Genomic DNA, 21,546 nt, shown 5'->3' with positions numbered 1-21,546 from the left:
TTATGTAAATCTTTCCACACTAGAGCTAAAGAGTGGTTCCACCCGAATTGCCACAATCCGCGAGGGACGCACAACCATGTATTCACCTTGAATATTTTTGATCGGCACGTTTATAAAATCATCAGAAGCAGATTTGGGCATCAGTTCGCCACTATACCACTTCTGAAAATCCTGAATCGTCGGAAAACGTACTTCTTCCCGATGACCACTTGCCATTAGTAAGTGTACTGCGTATTCATTGGGAGTTCTAGGCATATTGACTGAATCATTTGAAACACATCCAACCCATTTTGGACTACGCACTGCCCGAATGGGAAGAGTGAAGAAAGCACAGTTGGGACTATGACGGTTGTTAGCCTACTAAGGGTTCCCGATTTGGAGATTGGAAGGGAGATGGGGAGGTGGAGTGTGTAGACGCGTAGCGGCTTAAGGTAAGGGTGGAGTGTGAGAAGTAGTAAGCCATTAACTACTAACTACTAACCAACAACCAAAATTAGTAAAGTTTAGTTTCAAATAAACATACCTAAATATGACAGTGCTAATCTAATAATTGAAGCTAAACAAAGCTTCCCTGGCAGATCAAACAGCTAGATTCAAAAGTAAAAAGAGGTAAGGACGCTGTTGAAACTCAATCTGTCTCGTTATAAAACAACAACACCTAACTCTAAAAGCGATATTTCCTCATAGTGAAAGAAAGGGGGCGCTGTGACTGCTTGACTTCACTGAAGTCAAAGGTGATTCAGCCAGTACATCCCCGGCTAGAATTAACGATAAGAGGAAGTAACTCGGCTATTAGTTGCTTGGGTGTTGTTGTTTTTTTACACTACTCTTAGCATTTGCTTTGCCTTTTGCTCCTTAACCTTTCCCCATGTAGGACTACTAGGTGTAAGCTGGTACGAAGTGGAATCGCACGAGACATTTGAAATAGTTGAAATAGCGCCTTATGTCAATAATTGCTCTTAGAGCATGGTATCTTGATAATTACCAGCCAATACAAGAACTGGAAAAACGTCCACCGGATATTCGCCTCAGTAAAAAGAGTCTGCTGAAATCTGGGCTAAGAGCAGATTTCTTGGAAGACAGTGATGAAATCAGAAAATCAACGTGGTTTGGTCGCTATCTAGAAGGGGAAAATATTGAATTTTATATAGAAGGTAGTGGTGGCTATTGCGTAGCTAATATTGACTTGATTAGTCACGAAATTTATTTCACCAAGCAATCAACCTTAGCACAGTTAGAACCTGCCATATTTTTCTGTTCTCAAGTAGAATATCCGCCAGCAACTGATGCGTTGCGGGAAGCATTATTGATTAGTTTGGAAAAATTGAACTTGCGATCGCGCCTGCCTTTAAAATTAGTAGAATCTTACCGCCCTAAAGAAGCTCCTCTACGACTAGGAAGCGCAATGATGCGAAAAATTCGTAGGAGTTTGTTATTTATTGCAGACACCACACCCATTGCCAAAATAGAAAGCAAACAAACTGCTCAATCAATACCCAGCCCAACCGTCTGTGTAGAAATTGGCTACGCTATTGGGAGCAAAAGGTCTGAGCAAATTTTATTAGCACAAATGCAGCGCCCTGATTTCCCAGAGCAGTTTCCCTTTGACTTGCCGCCTACACAAATTTTACAATTTCAAGACACTGTAGAATTACATAAAATTCTGCTGCCAACAATTGAAAGTCAACTAGTGCGATTTAAATTGTTTTTCTAAAATTAATTGGTTAATATTTACGATTTATTAGCTAGTAATTAGTGGTTTGTAGGTAGTAGCTGACCACAAACCATTCATTATTTTCTGCTAATTAGAAAAAATATGCATAAAGATAGATTGAAAAAAAACTGATATATCGCCCATATTACATTAGTAATGTAGCAACAGCATTACATACAGCGATCGGGTTGATTGTACTTTGTGTGGGTATTTTGTGGAAGCAGCCAGAACGGAGAATAATGCAAGTAATCACCAGTCCGACAGATGGTGGTTTGCTAGCACGTCGTTTATTGATAGCCGCACTCAAAGTACCCTTAATTACAGGGTGGTTAATTCTGCAAGGACAAAAAGCAGGAAAATACAAGTATGAGTTTGCAATTTCCCTATTTGCCATTTTTCAGATGACAATTTTTGCAATCATAATTTGGGAAAATGCAGCCGCGATTCAAAAGCTTAGTAATCAGCGCGATCGCGCTAAATTAGCATTGAAAGCAAATACGGAAAAACTCAGAAGATTTGCACAGTCAAACGTCATCGGCGTTTTATTTGGTGATATTTACGGTGGTGTCAGCCATGCCAATGACAAATTTTTGCAGATGATTGGCTACACACGGCAAGATTTACAAGCAGGTGGCATTAATTGGAAAAATATTACACCACCAGAGTATTTACCTGCGGATGCACAGGGTATTGCCCAAGCCAAATCTCAAGGTGCTTGCATCCCCTACGAAAAAGAATACATTCGGCGTGACGGCAGTGGCATTCTGGTTTTAGTAGGTTATACGTTAGTAGGAGAGAAACAACAAGAGTCGGTAGCGTTTATCCTAGATTTGAGCGGACGCAAAAAAGCTCAAGCAGCCCTACTCCAAAGTGAAGAGCGATTTAGATTGGCGGTTGATCACATGCCAGATGTTTTTGCCATTTATGATGCCCAACGGAGGTTTCAATTTGTCAATGCGGCGGCTTTGCAGCATCTTGGCAAGCCAAAAGAGGAAGTTATTGGACGCACTGACGAAGAAATCTTTCCAGTTGAGATTACACAACTTTATCTGCCGAGTTTATTTAAAGCAGTTGAAACACGTACGACTCAAACAACAGAAACCACAATTACTTTACCCAATAATGGCACATTGACAACACTAATTAAATATGTGCCGATAGTTGATGAGCAAGGGGAAATTTATCAAATATTAGCATTTGCTGAAGATATTACAGTCCGCAAACAGGCAGAAGAAGCACTCCGCAATCAACAAAAATGGTTGGAAGACTTACTCAATCTCATGCCCACACCCCTGTTATTGATAGAACCAGGGACAGCACGAGTCACTTTTGCCAATAAAGCTGCTGACGAAGTCGCAGGAGGGAAATTTCCCAAAGCAGATTCAGCCGCAGATTATCAAGCTCTCTATTACTCAACTGACGCCGATGGTAATCCCATTCCCGTGGAACAAGCACCAGGAATCAGGGTAGCCCGTGGGGAACGCTTAGATGGAGTAGAGTTAGACTGGCATACACCAACAGGTATTCGCTCTTTGCTAATTTACGCTGATACTTTACCAGCAATGCACGGTTATCCAACTACTTGTGTATTGACCTTCCAAGATATTACCAATCTCAAGCGTGTAGAAAAAGCCCTGTCATTAGGGTATAAACGGCTACAACTACTCTTTGGTACAGCTAGCGATTTACTTTCTAGCAAAGAGCCAGTCGCGTTGATTGAAAGTTTATTCCAAAAACTGGCAGAGCAAATAGGTTTAGATGTTTACTTTAATTTTTTAGTCAATGAAAACTCCCAGATAATGCAATTAGCCTCCTGGCACGGAATTGATGAGCAAACTGCTAAAGCAGCCAATTGGCTAGAGATTGGTCAAGGAATGTGTGGTACAGTTGCCCAACAACGCCGTCCCATTTCTATAGAAAATGTTCAGGAATCAAAGGATCCGAAAACAGAACTTCTGCGTGCAATTGGTATTAAGACTTATTACGGCTACCCATTAATCGCCCAAGGAAAATTATTGGGTACTCTGTGTTTTTGCAGTCGCACTCGCTTGCAATTTAGCCAAAATGAAATGGGAATGATGCAAGCAGTTTGTGATCAAATAGCGATCGCGATCGAGCGGGCGCGTTTAATAGCTTCTTTGCAACAACAAACCGAACAGTTGCAAGAGGCAAATCGGATGAAAGATGAATTTTTAGCGATATTATCCCACGAATTGCGATCGCCCCTCAATGCCATTCTGGGATGGTCGCAGTTGTTGCGTTCTCGCAAACTCAACGAAACTCAAATCACCAAAGCACTAGAAACTATAGAACGCAATGCGAAAACACAAACACAGTTGATAGAAGACTTACTTGATATCTCGCGTATCATTAGAGGCAAATTACGTTTAAATGTACGTACTTGCAATTTAATTGCTATCATAGAAGCCGCTTTAGATACAGTACGCCTAGCCGCTCAAGCAAAAGATATTCACATCCGAACTAGCTTTGATTCTAAGGCAGCCTTAGTTTCTGGCGATGGCGAGCGCCTACAGCAGGTAGTGTGGAATTTACTATCCAATGCCATCAAATTTACACCTGCTGGCGGTAAGGTAGAGGTAGTATTATCACTGGTAAAAGAAGAAACAAGGATACGGGAATATAGAAATAGCGAAAGTGTCTTTGATAGATTCTCTGCATCACCCAGGCTGAACATTGGCGCGTCTTTCAAAGCATCATCGCCTCTTCCCAAACTAAGTGCGACAATGGGAGGAACCCCTGCAACACAATGGTTTCCCTCTACCTCTTGTGAAACTGCCTATGCCCAAATTACAGTCAAAGATACTGGCATAGGTATCAGTTCTGAGTTTTTACCTTACGTATTTGATCGTTTTCGCCAAGCAGACAGTTCTAGTACTAGATCCCATGGTGGGTTGGGACTAGGTTTAGCAATTGTGCGTCATTTAGTAGAAATGCATGGTGGTACTGTTGATGTCACAAGTCCAGGAAAGGAACAAGGTACAACGTTCACAGTCAAACTACCACTCCTCAAAAGTCAAGATTCAATAGTCCACACTGAAGAATTAACAGTCAATAGCCAACAAGCAAATTTTAATTGTCTGCCGATCTCATCTTCTGTTCTAGATGGCGTACGTGTACTAGTCGTAGATGACGAAGCTGATACACGTGACTATCTCACCACTTTACTTAAACAGTCTCAAGCCGATGTGCTAGCAGTAGCATCAGTACCAGCAGCACTAGAGGCTGTTGAGCATTGGAAACCAGATGTTTTGGTTAGTGACATTGGCATGCCAGAGGAAGACGGTTATTCTTTACTCCGGAAATTGCGATCGCTTGCGCCAGAAAAAGGAGGCAAAATACCAGCAGCAGCTTTAACAGCCTATGCTAGGGCAGAAGATCGACGCCGAGCTATACAGGCAGGTTTTCAGTTGCATTTGCCTAAACCCATCGATCCATCTGAGTTAATTACAGTAGTAGCTAGCCTTGTGGGACGCACGTAATAATGTTTCACTGTTTTGTTTCTGCTCAGGAAACAAAGTTTGATAAAAATTCCTGCTGTCGTCTATATTTTTACAAGACAGGTTAATGTGTTCAAAATGAATAAAGTTCATATTTTTGTCCTTGTTATTTTGCTGTCATAAAGAAGTTTGTAGTAAGTAATGCGCGTGCTTAAATGAGAGCTAAAGCCCTGACTACAAACCTATCAAAATTAGTGTGGTAGAGAGTAGGGAATGTTGTGTTTTTCGCGTTTGGAACAAAAGTCATGTTTTAGAAATCGACCACAGATGAACACAGATGCACACTGATGGACACTGATAAATTATGCATTGGTGGTTGATGGTTAGTGGTCAAAGGTCATTGGTCAAAAGTTACTACTTATTCTCTCCACGCTTCCCACGCTCCCTTGTCTGTCTTGTCGCCATTAATTATTGATCGCTCCCCTAACCAAAATTACGGTACTGTCTACACCAGAGGCGATCGCTTCCGGAATATTTCCTTTTATCGCCTGTTGTAGCATTCCCTCGCGGGAAGCACCTAAAACAACTACATCATAATGTTCGGTGTTTACTAGGTTGATTACTCCTTCGGTTACAGAATCTGCTTGCACAGGTGCAGCTACTACAGTGCTGGATGATTTCTGGCGACGGACAAGTATCCGAATTGCTTCTTCTAAAATTTTCATGTCTGGTTCTGATTCGGATGGTTTAAATACGCGGGTAAGGCGAATTTTCGGGTCATTTCCTAGCGTTACCAAAGCAGGTAGTAATTTAATCGCCGCCCTAGCATTGGGACCGCCAGCCATTGGTACTAGCCAACTGTTGAATTGGGGAGGAGGAAGGGGGAGATGGGGGGATGGGGCGATGGGAAGGTAGTGAGATGGGGCGTGAGAGAGGGGAGGAATAGGGAAAAGATGAGTTAGGAAGGGTCTTTGATGATTGATGATTGACTCTGGAGTTTTCCCTAACTTTACCAACACCATCTCACAGGTGGCTTGACGAATTACGGTGTCTACAACGTCGCCAAAAATGCGACCAGGGGTGGAAGTACTGCCCTTCCACCCCATTAAAATTAGGTCAATGTGTCTTTCTTTGATTGTCTCTAAAATTGCATGGGCAATATCATGAGTAACTCGGATCTGTGTATGCACCGGAATTTTCCATTTTTTGCCTAAAACTTCAGCGTTTCGCAGTAATCGCCGACTTTTGGCAGTCCTAACAGGGGTTTCAGCAGGAGATTTTTGACGAGAAACAAGGATGACTTGCAGACATTCTATTTCGTAGTGACGATCGCGGGCGATCGCTGCTGCCATTTGTAATAGTGTGGCGGCTGTTTCGGGGTTAGCAACTGGTACTAATAATCTACCTCTACCGATGCTGGGCGATCGCGTTTGATAAACAACGTAAGACGGTTCTGGTTGGGGTCCGTGTTCTCTAGTGTGACAGTTGAGACTGTCGGCTTCTGCCCGAATAATATCAGCACGAGTGATGATACCGATAATTCTCTGCCCTTCTACTACTGGTAAACGACTGATTTGATGACGATCCAATAAATACAGCACATTGCTTAAATTATGGGTAGGCGTAACTGTCACTGGCTGGGGTGTCATGATTTCCCGTAGGGGAGTATCTTTTGCTAAGTTGCGATCGCGTATTTTTAATAAATCAGTTTGGGTAACAATTCCTACTAATTTACCTTGTTCAACTACAGGAAATCCCCGATGGTGAGAACGAGAGAAAGCTTGTACTACTTCTTCCACAGACATCTCTGCATCCAGGGTTTCCACCCGACGCTGCATGACGTCTTTTGCTGTTAACTTGGTGAATGCACCCTCAACGGGGGGTACATTTTCAAGGTTGATGCCGCTTAAGTGTAAAAGTTTGGTATACAGCGATCCTGTCATCAGCTTGTCAGCAACCAGGTAGGATGTAACAGAGCCAATCATTAAGGGTAACACCAGATTGAAATCTGTTGTCATTTCAAAGACAATCACAATCGCCGTGATTGGTACTTTCGAGACGGCACTAAAAAATGCCCCCATGCCTGCTAAAGCATAGGTAGTTGGCGAAGCTAATCCAAGTAACTGGAATTCAACAATACCGACGATATATCCTAAACAAGAACCTAAAATCAAACTAGGTGCAAATAATCCTCCTGGCGCACCTGAGCCAAACGCTACCAGGGTTAAGAGAAACTGAGCCAAAAACGCGATCGCCGCTATAGGTGCGTTAGCCTGACCAGCGATCACAAATTCTCTTAATCCTGTATTGTCACGGAAAGCCGGAGGTAAAAATGCAACTACGATACCTGAGATAAATCCAGCCAAAGCTACCCTGAGCGGTAAACTCACATGTAATCTACGGTATGTTTTAATACTTTCAATTAATCCACGATTAAATAATGCTGCCAGTAATCCTGCTAAAACACCCAAAACCAGGTAAAAAGGAATTTCGATGATAGAGAAACTGCTAGAAGATTGAGTTAATTCCAAGTTCAGTAGCAAACTACGACCACCCAAAAGACGGGAGACAACACCACCAATAAAAGAAGCAATGATTGCAGTTCCCAATGTTAGCCCCGATAAATCTTGGAGTAACTCTTCTACCACAAACAAGACACCAGCAATGGGCGCATTGAAAGCCGCTGCTAAACCTGCACCTGCACCAGCGGCAATCATCTGGCGTCGATGATCTGGGGATGTGGGAACCCAGCGACTCATCCCAGCTGCCAAAGCAGCCCCGACTTGTACAGTCGGACCTTGTCTACCTAAAGTAATTCCTGAAGCCAAAGTGATCATGGCACTAAGTAACTTCACAATCGCCACTCGCCATGAAAGCTTGACTGGTACATTGGCAAGAGAAGCTTTCACATGGGGGATACCACTGCCAGATGCTTCTGGTGCTAACCTTTGTACCAACAGTCCAGCCAGAAACCCGAAGCCCAAACCAACTGCTGGGAGGAATAGCCAGGCTGGTAAAACCTGGGAACCCTGAACTCGCCATGTTCCTAGCCATCCCGAACCAAATTTCAAGCATACAGCAGAAAAAGCGGCAACCAGACCAATAATACAGGCTTCTGCGATCGCTAAACCTCTTCTTGGTTGCCAGACAGTGCGAATATACTGATTCAGAAAAGGGAGCGACATAGAAATTAAAAATTAAAAATTAAAAATTTAGTATTTTTGACATTTATAGGAGAAATTTTAACTTCTTCCGCAACCTTGTGATACCCAAAATCGTTGCAGTGCATAGACGCGTAGGGGGCTTCTCGGAAGGCGACGCTCACCTTGACAAAATCTTTCTCAAAATGCCTGATAATTAAAGTCAAGGTTAACCCTCTTTTTCTATCGACTTTATTACTTATGAATCAGGGGTTATTGAATCAAGGTTTAACAAATGAACCAAGTAATCCCAATCTCGAAAACCACAGCACACCCTAATGGGTTTATAATTAATTAATTGTGTAGCCAATATTGCTAAGTTTTTATTAAGTGTTCACAGATTTTATTTTTCCAACCCCTATAGAAAGGGGTAATAGCAAATGAAATGGTACAATCCAAAGTCAGTAACATTGGTTCCTGGCTTGTTATTTGTAATTTGTGTATCAGCAGTATACCTGAGATATTCAGCTAAGTGTACCAATATTAACTGTGACGATCTAAACACTACGCAGACAAACCGATTGTCAACAGAACAAATACGCCATACTGCTCAAGCTATTACTGTGAAAGTGATGTCAAAAGAATTCTTAGGTTCAGGAATTCTACTAAAAAAGCAAGACTCAGTTTACATAGTTTTAACTAACGCCCATGTATTGCGTGCTGATGCTCCTCCCTATCGGGTTCAAACACCGGATGGTCGGATCTGGTCTGCGAATTTGCTGGCAAATGTCAAGTTTGACACTAATGATTTAGCCATATTACAGTTTCGTAGCCTAGACAGAAATTATACTGTGGCATCCATTGCTTTTAACCCTACCATCGGTGATGAAGTATTTGCTGCTGGATTTCCCCATGCAGATGACGGAAAAGACAAAGGCTTTACCTTTACAACTGGTAAAGTAGAACTAATATTACCGAAGGCTTTAGCAGGTGGTTATCAAATTGGCTACACTAATGATATCCAAAAAGGTATGAGTGGAGGACCACTCCTCAATCATCAAGGTAAAGTAGTTGGTGTGAATGGAATGCACGCATATCCTTTGTGGGATGTTCCTTCAGTATTCGTTGATGGTTCCGAAGCAGATCAAAAATTGCATGAACAGATTGTTCGCCTAAGTTGGGCTGTCCCGACAGAGAAATTTACAAACACCTTTGGATTAGGGAAGAGGAAATAGGGAACTTTTAACAGTAATAAAAAACTTGGTGTTTCACAAATTAGGGATGAAGATTAGATTGAACCACTAAGTCACCAAGACACCAAGAATATAATCTACGTCTAACATCAATGAAAAAGGTACAAATAGATCATAGTGAATAGTCAACATACTAATTATCACCCAACCACTAAGGGAAAATCCATCTGTGCCATCTGTGTTTATCGGTGTGTATCGGTGGTCGATTTCTAAAAAGAACGATTTTTTAGCAAATGCAATGTTCCTTGCATTTAGAGGATTACGTTTCCACATGATGTGCAAAATCAGCTTTCCTTTGAAGTTGACAAGAAAGATAGGACAATTATCTAATTAATCTCAAAAGACTTTATCATTTCATTCACTGTTTTGATAAATTCATCGTAATCATCTATAGCTGCTGTATAGGTAATTATGTATGCTTTATCGCCTCTTAAAATCCAGATTTGCAAATTTTTTAACTTAGTGTCCTCGTCTTTACCTGTGTAGATGATCTGATTTGCTTGTTTAAATGCCAACGTTGTTGAACTCGTATTAATAATTTGAGCTTCTGGCAAAGTATTTTTTATTTCATCAACAAATAATTCTTTAGACTCAGCTAATGTTCCGGAAAATTTTTCAATATCTATATTTAACTTTTCTTGAAATTTATCAGTCTCACTTTGCTTTGGAGATATAAATGTTACTACTTCAGTAACTCCTAAAACATCAATTTCTTTAATTTGTAGCTGCCAACTAGCTGGATATTTTATTTTTATACCGTAATTGGAATTTTCATAGGGTATAAACTTTTCGGGTTCTTGTCCAGACCGAATTGCTACAAATACGCTAGCAAGCACTGCAACTGTGCCTACAGGAATTAACCATTTCCAACGAGATGTGGAAGAAGGAAATTTCAGAATCGATGGGAGTCTTGTTTTTCCCTGTGTAACAGTGTGATTTGGGTGTGAGATTTGTCTTAGTGCTTGCAGTGCTGACTCCGCTGACTGATAACGTCCACCAAAGTGATAGCGTACCATTCTATCTAGAATATTAGCTAGCTCAGGGCTAACCCGCGCTTGGTCACGCCAAACAATTTCTCCGGTTTGGGGGTCTCTGGGTAGTTTACTTCCTTGGGAAGGGTCAGGATATATGCCTGTTAAAGCTTGGATACCAATCACTCCTACAGCGTAGACATCACTACTATATTGTGGTTCACCAGCTGCTTGTTCACTGGGCATGTAGCCAAGAGTACCAATAGCCACGGTGACAGTTTGCCCCTGTTGATTAACTTCCAGACCTCTGACCTTTTTCACCGCACCAAAATCAATCAGGACAATTTTTCCGTCCTGTCGTCGCATGATATTCGCAGGTTTAATATCCCTGTGAATTACTCCTTGACGATGGACAAAGGCTAAAACTTCTAGGATTTCCGTCAAAAGCTTAATCGTCTCAACTTCAGTGAGTCTATTAGCTAATGGAGGTAATTCTTGCCTCAGGTCGTGACCTTCAATAAATTCTTGTACTAAATAAAATTCTTGATTTTCTTCAAAATAAGCTAAAAGGCGCGGAATCTGATCATGATTGCCTAATTCTTCTTGAATTTCTGCTTCTTGTTTAAAGAAGCGCTGTGCTATCTGTAGAGTATTTGGGTCATTAGTTCTTGGTTTTAGCTGCTTAACCAGACACTTAGGATTACCTGGGCGGTCGGTGTCACACGCAATGTAAGTAGCCCCAAATCCTCCTCCTAATCCCAGTTGTTGGACAATTTGGTAACGTCCACGAAGCTTGTGACCCAACATTATATTCACCTTACATGCTAATAAGTTTAGAAGTTATGACTCAAAGCGTCTATGTGTTGATGTTATCTTGACACAGTTTGACACTTATTACGATAAAAGTATCAGCAGCAGTTCTTGACACACAATATTCAATAATTTTTTAGATTTATCGTCAAAAATAGGAATATAGGGTAGCTCTGTCAAAGTGGGTAGAAAAAAATCCAAATCTCGGTAAACTAAGAATATTTTCCTCTTTGTGTCTTAGTGCCTTGGTGTTTCAAATAAATATTTTTTCACCACCAAGACACAAAGACACCAAGAAAAGTCCTATATCGACCTGCACAAGCCAGGACTTGTTAGCAAGTAAACTACAAAAGTCCCCAGCCAGTGACTACTGGAATAGTGTTCACTGACAGCTTCGGTTATGCTACTTTGACGATGTAGAACAGCAGTAGCACGATTCTCTAACTGTTGTCTGAAAGGAGGCTTCAGGAAAATAACGAGTGAGACGTGTGAGTAACTAGTGTCCATGCACTGCTGAATGCCAATCCAAGCAACTATAAAAAGCAGGTGTTAATTGGTCTGGTGGCTTGATATCTTCGTCGTTATCAAATCAGTAAATACCGCTATGGGGATACTCTTTTTTGATGCAGGTAAGTACCAATTGGATCAATTTTGCTGCGATCGCTGCGTCTATCTCCATAGCTTTGGTTTTTATGCTGACTACAACAGTAAATAGAGTAAGCTAAATGAAATGCAGTATTGATGATTTAATTAGCTTAGGTCTGAGTACGCGATCGCACACTGCAAAAATCTGATCAGTAAGTCGGTACAGATGTGTCTGGTACAAGTTGGGATTGTCATTTGTCATTGGACATGAATCAGTGAACAAGTGACCTGTTTAATTTGATAACTGATAGCTGATTTAGTTGTTTGTGTTCGCTGTCTCTCACAACCGTCGAATTCCCTTTTCCAAACCCTGACAAACACCAGTCAGAAAATCCAAGTCTAAAGTGGCAATTGTATCAGTGGGTTTGTGATAATGGGGATTTCGCAAAAAAGCCGTATCTGTAATCATGATGGCTGGATAACCTGCATCCCAAAAAGGGGCGTGATCACTCTGTCGAGTTTGTCGGACTATATGACCTTTATTAGGTACTGGTAGCCACTGACTTGCTACACCCACTTTCCGAATACTGCGGCTAATGTTAATTAAATCTCTTAAGGTTCGCCAATTGCCAATTAAACCAATAAAATCGCCACGACTAGGATAGATATGTTGTAAAGGTGGCGGGTAAATTTGGGAACCAGGATTGGAGTTACAGTAACCTAACATTTCGAGAGAAATCATTAAGCGTAGCGGTTGCTGTTCTTTTTGCAACTTAGCTGCATACTCAATGCTACCTAACAAGCCATATTCTTCCATATCAAAAGCTACTAGCTGCAACGGATATTTGATTGGTTGTGTTGCAAACATCCTTGCTAACTCTAGTAACACTGCTACACCTGTAGCATTATCATCAGCCCCTGGGGAACTAGGCACAGCATCATAATGGGCACCAATTAAAATTGGTGGCAAGTCTCTGTTTTGTGAATCCGCAGCAGGTAAGTTCAAGATGAGATTTTTGCAAGCTTTACCACTCACATAAAAGGTGTGGATATCCACACTCCCCCACTGTGCAAATGAGGCGCGAATGTATTCTTGAACAAAAAAATGGCCAGCACTTGCCATGTAAGGATCGCGATCGCGGACTATTTGAGTAAGATGAGTTTCCAGTTGGTTTTTTAAATTCACAAGATTCTAACAGCGAACCTGGTTGAAGGTGTATTTATCAACAGCAAGATACAATAAATCAAGCATTAGTTCTAAACAAAAAATTTATATAGAAATACTAGGAGAAACTTAACGCATGGGCAAGGTAGTAGGCATCGACTTGGGTACAACTAACTCTGTAGTCGCCGTCATGGAGGGTGGCAAGCCGGTGGTTATTGCCAATGCAGAAGGAATGCGAACAACTCCCTCCGTAGTTGGCTTTAGCAAAGACGGCGAACGCCTTGTAGGGCAAATGGCAAGGCGACAAACTGTCCTCAACCCTCAAAATACTTTTTTTGCAATTAAACGTTTCATGGGACGTAGGTACAGTGAACTGAGTCCAGAATCGAAGCGTGTACCTTATACCATTCGCAAAGATGAAGTTGGCAATATTAAAGTTGTTTGCCCCCGTTTAAATAAAGATTTTGCCCCAGAAGAAATTTCGGCAATGATTCTCAAGAAATTGGCCGAAGATGCCAGTAAGTACTTGGGGGAACCCGTTACAGGAGCAGTAATTACCGTTCCCGCCTATTTTAATGATTCCCAACGGCAAGCAACGCGGGATGCTGGTAGAATTGCTGGTCTGGAAGTTTTGCGAATTCTCAACGAACCAACTGCTGCTTCTTTGGCTTATGGTTTAGATCGCGGGGAGACGGAAACCATCTTAGTATTTGACTTAGGCGGTGGTACATTTGACGTTTCCATCCTAGATGTTGGTGACGGTGTATTTGAAGTTAAAGCTACCAGCGGTGATACTCAACTCGGTGGTAATGACTTTGATAAAAAAATTGTCGATTGGTTAGCAGAACAATTTCTCGAACAAGAAAAAGTAGATTTAAGAAGAGAACGACAATCTTTGCAGCGTTTGATGGAAGCTGCGGAGAAAGCCAAAATCGAACTTTCTGCTGTTAGCGTCACTGAAATTAACTTGCCCTTCATCGCTGCTACGGAACAAGGACCTGTCCACTTAGAAACTCGCCTGACTCGTTCCCAGTTTGAAGGCTTATGCGATGACTTGTTAGGGCGGTTACGTGTCCCTGTCAAACGCGCTTTAAAAGATGCTGGACTCACCCCTAATGATATTGACGAAGTTGTACTAGTAGGCGGTTCTACACGGATGCCTATGGTACAGCAGCTAGTACGCGCTATGATTGGCATAGAACCCAACCAAAACGTCAACCCTGATGAAGTTGTCGCAGTGGGTGCAGCAATTCAAGCGGGTATTCTCGCTGGCGAACTCAAGGATGTATTGTTACTGGATGTGACACCCCTATCTCTGGGACTGGAAACTATAGGTGGCGTTAAGAAAGTACTAATTCCCCGCAACACTACTATTCCTGTCCGCCGTTCTGACATCTTTTCCACGTCAGAAAATAACCAGAACACTGTGGAAATTCACGTAGTCCAAGGTGAACGGGAAATGGCAGCAGATAACAAATCCTTAGGGCGATTCAAGCTGTACGGTATCCCTCCAGCACCTCGTGGTATTCCCCAAATTCAAGTAGCATTTGATATCGATGCTAACGGCATATTACAAGTAACTGCTTTAGATAGAACCACAGGTAGAGAGCAGAGTATTACAATTCAAGGTGCTTCTACCTTAAGTGAAAGTGAAGTTCAACAAGCGATTCGAGAAGCTGAGAAATTTGCTGACGTAGACAGACAACGTAAAGAAAAAGTTGAAAAACGTACGCGGGCTGAGGCTTTGATTTTACAGGCCGAAAGACAATTGCGGGAAGTGGCACTAGATTTTGGTATGGCATTTGCCCGCAACCGTCGTCAACAAATTGACAACATCTGTCGGGAACTGCGCGAGAGTTTAAAAGAAAATGATGATCGCGGCATAGACCAAGCTTACGCCGACTTGCAAGATGCGTTGTATGACCTCAACCGCGAAGTCCGCCAGTACTACGCTGAAGAAGAAGATGACGATTTGTTAGGTGCGATTAAAGACATTTTTACAGGTGGTGGTGATAAAGACCGGGATTATCCTAGAGACACTTTCCGCGATCGCGATTACTATGACAAAGACTATGACCGAGGTTATGGCAGAGATTATGACCGCAGTCCTAGCCGAGACCACGACAAAAGCTATGGTCGAGACAGCCGTTCTTCTGCTTTTGACGGTGGTTCTTCACGCCGCTCTCGTCCCACCTATCAGGATAACTGGGATGATGACGATGATTGGTAATCAAGCTTGTTAGGTAAAAAATTATCACTCCTTCGTTGTTCAGATGTATTGCTAGTGCAAAATACTGAATATTTAGTTAGAAAAAGGTGATGAAATTGATTTGAATTTCGGATTTAGTCGATATTAATAGGTAATCAGTAATAGTCAGTAGCTAATGGTTAGTGGTTATTTGTTTTTTCCAACAACTACCAACCGCTAACAATTGATCATTCATTATCAACAACCAACAACCAACAACCAACTATCTTAAAAACTAAATCTTTAATTAAAACTGATTATGCAGAATTTGCGGAATTTTCGCGATTATTACGAAGTTTTGGGAGTATCTAAAGATGCCACCAATGAAGAAATTAAAAAAAATTACCGACGCTTAGCTAGGCAGTATCACCCAGATCTGAATCCAGGGAACAAAGCAGCAGAGGAAAAATTTAAGGATATCGGTGAAGCTTATGAAATCCTCTCCGATCCCACAAAGCGAGCCCAATACGACCAATTCAGCCGCTACTGGAAGCAAAAAGGCTTTGATAAACAAGCACAGAAAAAACCTTGGGGCGCGGATAGCCGTAGCAATGGTCGCAGTACCCAGGATGTAAACCCTAGTAATTATTCGGATTTTACAACCTTTATTAATGAAGTCATTGGTGTAAAAACTGGTCGAAACGCCACATCTACAGCTGCTAATACCACCAACGCCGATCCATTTCGTACCCCGAGAACAAAAGTTGCATATACCCCAAACCAACGCCCCACAAAGCGAGATATCGAAGCAAGATTATCTCTACCTCTAGAAAAAGCTTATCACGGTGGTTTGGAAAGAATCCGCCTAGAGGATGGGCGATCGCTAGAAGTAGAAATGCCCGCAGGAATGGTAACAGGTCAAATTATTCGTCTCCGTAATCAAGGCATCAATGGTGGCGATTTATACTTAAAAATCACTGTCGAACCTCATCCTCTTTTTAAAATAGAAGGCACAGATATTTACTGTCAAATCCCCATTACTCCCAGTGAAGCTGTATTGGGAGGCCAAGTTGAAGCACCAACCCTTGATGGTTTGGTAAAAATGACCATTCCTCCCGGAGTTAGGTCTGGACAAAGATTACGTTTAGCTGGTAAGGGTTATCCCAGCGACAAAGGTAAACGCGGCGACCAATTAGTAGAAATTCAAATAGTTACTCCTAAAAATATTAGCCAAGAAGAACGGCAATTATACGAAAAAATACGACAGATTGAAAATTTTAGACCCCGTGCTGATTTGTTTTCATAAGGTTGTTAGTTGGTTATTGGTAATTTCCAACGCCCAATGTCCACTCCACCCTTACCTTAAGCCCTGCGGGTACTCTCTGTGCCTTAAGCTTATGAGCGCGTTTACGGGAGTTCGCAATCGACGGGAAGCGGAGCCACTGCGTTGGACGGGTTTCCCGGCTTGTAGCACGTGATGTCTACTGATATCTTGCACTAAATTTTCAGAGCGCCAAGTCTTTGAGTCTGTTGGAAACGGACTTGTGCTATTAGCCTTGAAATAAATTCCAAGGCAAGATATGGCGTAGGTGCAAGATATCAGCAAAAAAACATTGGTGCGATCGCATATGAATTGCCCCCAAAATAGATTAAAAGAGTGAGTATGCATCTTTTTGCTGTAAGGTATACAACTTTATACGCACCAGCTGAAAACTATCTCAATCTTGATTGACAATCAAAAGTGTCTATTTTTTTCTATATTTTAAGTAATTAAATTGATTTTAAAGCCAAATATAACTTTATCTAACTTTTTTGTGATTTTTGTAACAATTGCATGATTATCGGTGTAACAGAATTTTATTTGCAATTGCATCATAGTTACCATTGTTACAGCAATTATCTCTACTAGTTGGGAGAGGATGTCAGCCGCTAATCTGTGTTATCGTGTTGGCTTAAATTTAAACAAATCACCAACTTAACTGGATATTTACAAGTTTTTTACTCTATTTTGTCAGGAAACATTTATAATGTTTTTATTTCCATAGAACAATTATTCAAATAATCTTGCCACAATGCTAGTAAATTTAATACTAGTAATCAACTTTTTCTGTCTTAAAATTAAAATTTTATTTTTTATAAATTTAGTAGCATAAACAGCGGAATTTATGAAAATCAAAATTTACAAATCTGTGATTATTTCTAAATAAAATAAATATTAAATTTAAGTAAAAATATAGTTTACGATGATAGTTGCCAGTTTGGCAACATAAACTCTGTAGATTTGTTATTCATTGATTTACCAGGCTTTTTATTTATGTCTACTGATGGTCAAAAAAGTGACAAAAATGCCAATAAATGACAATAAGATGCCTTACAATCGCCAAATTTTAATCTTTTTTTGATGTAGCACTTGAGATAAATAGGGGAGGGGAAAACAAGTTAAACAACTAAATTGTGAAGCAAATTTGGATTAACTTTTTCATCATCACCTTTACAATATGATTGGTCAGTTACTCGCAGGACACTATCAAGTCCTTAAAGTATTGGGTGAGGGGGGATTTGGTCAAACTTATATCGTTGAAGACATACATCTTCCCGGAAAACCTAAGTGTGTTCTTAAACATCTTAAAACTACTAGTACGGACTCAGAATCTTTAGAAATTGCCAGGAGGCTATTTCAAAAAGAAGCCGAAACCCTGCAAAAGTTAGGTAACCACGACCAGATACCAAGGCTTTTAGCTTACTTTGAAGAAGACCAACAATTCTACTTAGTTCAAGAGTTTATTGAGGGACATCCCCTCAGTAGAGAATTTTTTGTCGGACAAAAATGGACAGAAAAACAAACTATTAAAATGCTTATTGAAATATTAAGCATTTTAGAATTTGTCCACGGTCAAGGAGTAATTCATCGCGACATCAAACCAGATAATGTGATTAGACGCGCTAGTGATAATCAATTAGTTTTAATTGACTTTGGGGCAATTAAACAATTGCGAAACCAAACGATAATTGGGTCAGGAAAGCAAAATATGACAATTGTTGTTGGTACTCGTGGTTATATGCCCTCTGAACAAATCCGGCGTGTACCTCGTCCCAGCAGTGATATTTATGCTTTGGGGATGATGGGTATTCAAGCATTAACAGGAGTACATCCGCATACACTACAAGATGATCCGGAGACAGGAGAAGTACTTTGGCAAGAACTCACCTCTGTGACTCCAGAGTTTGCTGATGTCCTTACTAAGATGACTCGTTATCATTTCAAAGACCGCTACCAAACGGCGACTGAGACATTAGAAGCACTGCGAGAATTATTAATTAATTCTAGTGAAACAGAAGCAGCAGAAGTTGAGATAAAATCAGAAATTGTCAGTAAGAAATTACATCAATTAACAATAGAGTGGATAGAAGACGGACAAATTAAATATCGTACGATTCTTGAGAATCAAGCTAGTAAAAATATAGGTAAAATACGTATTGGCCGCAACCCTCAAGAGTGCGATATTGTTTTACCAGATCTGACAATATCTGGACTGCACGCTGAGATATTTTTTCATACCGAAAAGCAAAGATTTTATTTACGAAATTTACGACAGCAAAACCCGCCAATCGTTGATGGACAGTTGCTTTTAGCTGGGGAAATACCTCTTGCTGTTGGTAGTCACATACGTTTGGGTCAACAGGATTTTAGGGTTAAAGATATAACCTGCAAAGAGTATAGTGATGGTTACACCCCGATAGAGTATGCTAAACGTTTTGCAATTACATTAGCATCACCACAACCTGTACTAAAGACAATACGGGTATCTCAATTTAAAAAGTCCGAAGAAGTAGCTAAGCCCTCACTACCACCTCAGTCTATGATTGTTTCAGTCGCTCCCAAAAAAGCGCAACGACCATTACTCAAGACAGGTACGGCTGCTTTCATGAGTGCGATCGCGGGTATCATAGTATTAAATACCGTTAATTTAAGCAGAGGTAATTCCCAACAAAATCTCATTTCCCAAGCACCACAAATGTGTCGTCTTGTATCTCCCTCTGGCGGCAAATTATTAGCAAAACTGCGTCCAGAACCACAAACAGAAGTTGGTGCATTAAAACAATTGAATCTTGGTGAAAAAGTTTTATTTATTCAAGCAAGGGGAGATTTTGTTCAAGTACGACTTGCTGATGGTACACAAGGGTGGGTATTTGGAGACGAAATTCAGCCTTGCAACAAAACAGCACGTAATTATCGTACTTGGTAATTTTGTTGGTTGTTGATTGTTGGTTGTTGGTGGTTATTGCTTGTAGACACGTGCCATGGCACGTCTGTACATTAGTTAGTTAACCATCCCCCTTGTCCTTCTTGTCTTTCCATCTCCTTTCACACTTTCCTTCTTGCGATAGATTTGGCTAGTGGGTTATTAAGAAACAAAATGTTTTAGTGACCATTGGAAGAATTGGCGTTGCCGAAAAATTTATCCTTGTGACAAAGCAAATACATTGAATATAAAAACTGTCTTAACGGAAATCCTCTAGTAAGCCGTGTAGATTTTAGTAAGTTCACAAAATCCTATTGGAAACAACATTTTATGTCGCTAGAACAGGTTAATGCTTTTTATGAGCTTTTAAATTCAGATCAAGTTCTCTACGAGCAATACTATAACAAATGTTCTAACAAAGGCGTTTTTGGTGTCTGGAATTGGGACAAAAGCAAAATAGTTGATTTTGCTGCTTCTATTGGTTACAACTTCACTGAAACTGAACTGGATTTGGCATGGTTTGGTGGAGATACAAGTCTTTGTGTAGGATTTACGCAGTGAGATGATAATTTAGCTAGTGTAAATCATTGTCGTTGGGATAAGGCAGAAGGCAGAGGGCTGTCCCAATGAACCCCTCTGCTTGAGATGAAACTTAGCTAAAACCACGAATTAGATTGTTTCAAAAACTCCTTTTCGTCTGGAGTTGAAGTTCTTCCCAAAATTGCGTTTCGGTGAGGAAAACGACCAAAACGTTCAATCACCTCCATATGACGAATTGCATACTCAATACAGCTAGCACTATCAGGATCATCACTGAGTTGTTTAAATAACTTAACTGCTTGACGTTGATGTTCTAGGTTTTCACTGTGTTCAAAAGGTAAATAAATAAACCAACGCTGTACAGGTAGCAATTTTTGATCATATCCTTGGGCAACAGCATGATGAGCTGTTGAAAGTGCTTCCCAATCGGTGGCAAAGGCTTGTGGAGTATCACGAAACATATTACGAGGAAACTGATCTAGCAGTAAAATTAGTGCTAAACAAGACTCTGGAAATTCCATCCAGTCATCTAAGTAACCCTCTGCTGCTTTTTGATAATCTTTAAAAAACCTATTTCGTATTTGTTCATCAAACTCTGGTTTCTTTTGGAACCAAAATTCCTGTGGTTTACCGTAATTAGGTTGATCGGGCTTACCAAACCAAAAGTCTAATATTTCTTGTGCCTGTGACATTGATTTTACTGAGCATTACAAATAACTTGTCGCATTTTACGCATATTTGCAGGCAATTCAAAATTCATTGCTTGTTGAATAAAAATAGACGGTATGGGGATGTTAGGAGTCGCTTGTACTGTATAGCTCAACAAAGTACCGTTAGCATAATCTTGTAAGTATAATTCAGCGCTGAAGTCGTGAAAAGTACCTTTTTCTAGGCGAAATTGCACTCTTTGTCCTAATTCTTCAATGACGTTTAGGTAAATTTCCACATGGGCTGTGAAAAACAAGAAGACTTTTTGTGCTGCTTGATACAGACGCTTGGCTTCACCTTTGATTTGCAAAACCTCGCTTCTGGTAATATCGGGAAAATACTGTACCCAACGAGGGTAATCTGTTAGTTGGGAAAATACTTGCGATCGCAGCAGGGGTAAATACATCCAAGCAGTAACACAACCACCCCAAGACGTATGCGATCGCGTTTCTGTAAAAATTTCACCCTGGATGATTTTCTGTTGCTTGTCTTGACTCCAAGTCATTGGCAAACCTGTGGTAAATGAGTCTGAAATATAAGATGCAGACATAACGTTTCACTCACTCCTCAACACATCGAAAACAGAAGGTGGTTAGCTATGCAAAAGGTAGAAGGAAAAAGTTTCTTTCCTAGCTTTTGATCTTTAACTCCTTCCTGGCCTATGCAGTTCATGATAGCTACTTATTTCATCGGTTTATAAGGTGTGATCACTTCAATTGATAGAGTCTATCCGATCAATTCTAATTCCAACTCCAGATATATAATTTCCG

13 protein-coding genes and 1 pseudogene are annotated in these 21,546 nt (G+C 40.8%); 7 read left to right on the top strand and 7 right to left on the bottom strand.

The genetic code is table 11. From position 1 onward, the window contains the following. Positions 1-255 (bottom strand): hypothetical protein, encoded by a 255-nt coding sequence (locus UYK_RS0119405; protein ID WP_009454195.1) that lies wholly within the window; start codon positions 253-255, stop codon positions 1-3. Positions 256-943: 688 nt separating this feature from the next. On the opposite strand from UYK_RS0119405, the gene UYK_RS0119400 reads away from it, so the two are divergent. Together UYK_RS0119400 and UYK_RS0119395 are read left to right on the top strand one after the other, a co-directional pair. Beyond that, on the top strand, positions 944-1,714 hold the full coding sequence (locus tag UYK_RS0119400; RefSeq protein WP_009454194.1) for a hypothetical protein: 771 nt from the start codon (positions 944-946) through the stop codon (positions 1,712-1,714). Between the two features lie 239 nt (positions 1,715-1,953). Continuing rightward, entirely contained in the window at positions 1,954-5,214 is a 3,261-nt protein-coding gene (locus UYK_RS0119395) for a hybrid sensor histidine kinase/response regulator (RefSeq protein WP_016871986.1), read from the top strand. 422 nt (positions 5,215-5,636) lie between these two features. Here UYK_RS0119395 and UYK_RS0119390 read toward each other — a convergent pair whose 3' ends face one another. Further along, positions 5,637-8,357 (bottom strand): chloride channel protein, encoded by a 2,721-nt coding sequence (locus UYK_RS0119390; RefSeq protein ID WP_009454189.1) that lies wholly within the window; start codon positions 8,355-8,357, stop codon positions 5,637-5,639. Between the two features lie 536 nt (positions 8,358-8,893). Between UYK_RS0119390 and UYK_RS0119385 the strand changes: the two genes are divergently transcribed. After that, complete coding sequence (locus UYK_RS0119385; protein WP_258556039.1) at positions 8,894-9,547, top strand: S1 family peptidase; 654 nt, start codon at positions 8,894-8,896, stop codon at positions 9,545-9,547. Positions 9,548-9,891: 344 nt separating this feature from the next. On the opposite strand, the gene UYK_RS0119375 is transcribed toward UYK_RS0119385, so the two are convergent. From UYK_RS0119375 to UYK_RS0119370, 3 genes and pseudogenes are all read right to left on the bottom strand, one after another. Continuing rightward, positions 9,892-11,343: a serine/threonine-protein kinase gene (locus UYK_RS0119375; protein WP_009454183.1), complete on the bottom strand. Its 1,452-nt coding sequence runs from the start codon at positions 11,341-11,343 to the stop codon at positions 9,892-9,894. Between the two features lie 499 nt (positions 11,344-11,842). Then, positions 11,843-11,920 (bottom strand): annotated as a pseudogene (locus UYK_RS27395) (DUF2891 family protein); the annotation flags it as partial. 351 nt (positions 11,921-12,271) lie between these two features. Further along, on the bottom strand, positions 12,272-13,117 hold the full coding sequence (locus tag UYK_RS0119370; protein ID WP_009454182.1) for a M28 family peptidase: 846 nt from the start codon (positions 13,115-13,117) through the stop codon (positions 12,272-12,274). Between the two features lie 115 nt (positions 13,118-13,232). Between UYK_RS0119370 and dnaK the strand changes: the two genes are divergently transcribed. The 4 genes from dnaK (at position 13,233) to UYK_RS0119350 (ending at position 20,089) form a co-directional block, all read left to right on the top strand. Next, the gene (dnaK, locus tag UYK_RS0119365) at positions 13,233-15,326 is read left to right on the top strand and encodes a molecular chaperone DnaK (RefSeq protein ID WP_009454181.1); all 2,094 of its coding nucleotides are present in this window, start codon (positions 13,233-13,235) and stop codon (positions 15,324-15,326) included. A gap of 277 nt (positions 15,327-15,603) precedes the next feature. Next, entirely contained in the window at positions 15,604-16,590 is a 987-nt protein-coding gene (locus tag UYK_RS0119360) for a DnaJ C-terminal domain-containing protein (RefSeq protein ID WP_009454180.1), read from the top strand. Between the two features lie 1,192 nt (positions 16,591-17,782). Then, on the top strand, positions 17,783-19,531 hold the full coding sequence (locus UYK_RS0119355; RefSeq protein ID WP_009454179.1) for a protein kinase domain-containing protein: 1,749 nt from the start codon (positions 17,783-17,785) through the stop codon (positions 19,529-19,531). Positions 19,532-19,858: 327 nt separating this feature from the next. Then, on the top strand, positions 19,859-20,089 hold the full coding sequence (locus UYK_RS0119350) for a Nif11-like leader peptide family natural product precursor (RefSeq protein WP_009454178.1): 231 nt from the start codon (positions 19,859-19,861) through the stop codon (positions 20,087-20,089). Between the two features lie 95 nt (positions 20,090-20,184). Here UYK_RS0119350 and UYK_RS0119345 read toward each other — a convergent pair whose 3' ends face one another. Together UYK_RS0119345 and UYK_RS0119340 are read right to left on the bottom strand one after the other, a co-directional pair. Beyond that, positions 20,185-20,760: a DUF924 family protein gene (locus tag UYK_RS0119345; RefSeq protein WP_009454177.1), complete on the bottom strand. Its 576-nt coding sequence runs from the start codon at positions 20,758-20,760 to the stop codon at positions 20,185-20,187. A gap of 5 nt (positions 20,761-20,765) precedes the next feature. Then, entirely contained in the window at positions 20,766-21,326 is a 561-nt protein-coding gene (locus UYK_RS0119340; protein ID WP_009454176.1) for an SRPBCC family protein, read from the bottom strand. Between the last annotated feature and the right edge of the window lie 220 nt (positions 21,327-21,546).

It is taken from the genome of Fischerella thermalis PCC 7521 (assembly GCF_000317225.1).
GTDB lineage: Bacteria > Cyanobacteriota > Cyanobacteriia > Cyanobacteriales > Nostocaceae > Fischerella > Fischerella thermalis.
This window is presented reverse-complemented; position numbering and strand designations above follow the sequence as displayed.

Bases quoted from the DNA above. Each gene is read 5' to 3' on its own strand.
- UYK_RS0119395 (WP_016871986.1), top strand. From the start codon at position 1,954: ATGCAAGTAATCACCAGTCCGACAGATGGTGGTTTGCTAGCACGTCGT.
- UYK_RS0119360 (WP_009454180.1), top strand. From the start codon at position 15,604: ATGCAGAATTTGCGGAATTTTCGCGATTATTACGAAGTTTTGGGAGTA.
- dnaK (WP_009454181.1), top strand. From the start codon at position 13,233: ATGGGCAAGGTAGTAGGCATCGACTTGGGTACAACTAACTCTGTAGTC.
- UYK_RS0119405 (WP_009454195.1), bottom strand. From the start codon at position 255: ATGCCTAGAACTCCCAATGAATACGCAGTACACTTACTAATGGCAAGT.
- UYK_RS0119355 (WP_009454179.1), top strand. From the start codon at position 17,783: ATGATTGGTCAGTTACTCGCAGGACACTATCAAGTCCTTAAAGTATTG.
- UYK_RS0119400 (WP_009454194.1), top strand. From the start codon at position 944: ATGTCAATAATTGCTCTTAGAGCATGGTATCTTGATAATTACCAGCCA.
- UYK_RS0119375 (WP_009454183.1), bottom strand. From the start codon at position 11,343: ATGTTGGGTCACAAGCTTCGTGGACGTTACCAAATTGTCCAACAACTG.
- UYK_RS0119390 (WP_009454189.1), bottom strand. From the start codon at position 8,357: ATGTCGCTCCCTTTTCTGAATCAGTATATTCGCACTGTCTGGCAACCA.
- UYK_RS0119340 (WP_009454176.1), bottom strand. From the start codon at position 21,326: ATGTCTGCATCTTATATTTCAGACTCATTTACCACAGGTTTGCCAATG.
- UYK_RS0119345 (WP_009454177.1), bottom strand. From the start codon at position 20,760: ATGTCACAGGCACAAGAAATATTAGACTTTTGGTTTGGTAAGCCCGAT.
- UYK_RS0119350 (WP_009454178.1), top strand. From the start codon at position 19,859: ATGTCGCTAGAACAGGTTAATGCTTTTTATGAGCTTTTAAATTCAGAT.